Raw genomic sequence first — 500 nt, forward strand, 5'->3', positions numbered from 1 at the left:
CCGATAATTCCAGTGATTGCACCTAAAGGACCGCCATCACCGCCAGTAATACCACCGATGATACCTGTGATTGGACCTAAAGGACCACCATCACCGCCACCAGTAATACCACCGATAATGCCAGTGATTGGACCTAGTGGACCACCATCACCGCCACCAGTAATACCACCGATTATTCCTGTGATTGCACCTAAAGGACCACCATCACCACCGCCAGTAATACCACCGATGATTCCAGTGATTGGACCTAGTGGACCACCATCACCGCCACCTGTAATACCACCGATTATTCCTGTGATTGCACCTAGTGGACCACCATCACCACCGCCTGTAATACCACCGATGATTCCAGTGATTGGACCTAGTGGACCACCATCACCACCGCCTGTAATACCACCGATAATACCTGTGATTGCACCTAATGGGCCACCATCACCGCCAATGCCACCTGTGATGCCATCAATAATTCCACCACCAAGCAGATCTTCACCGATGACATG

Annotated in this window: 1 protein-coding gene; it reads right to left on the minus strand. The window is 51.0% G+C overall.

The genetic code is table 11. From position 1 onward, the window contains the following. The coding region (locus MMO38_RS16550) for a hypothetical protein (RefSeq protein WP_241324196.1) at positions 1-500 on the minus strand (500 nt) is incomplete at both ends.

Source organism: Acinetobacter sp. NIPH 1852 (genome assembly GCF_022549455.1).
GTDB lineage: Bacteria > Pseudomonadota > Gammaproteobacteria > Pseudomonadales > Moraxellaceae > Acinetobacter.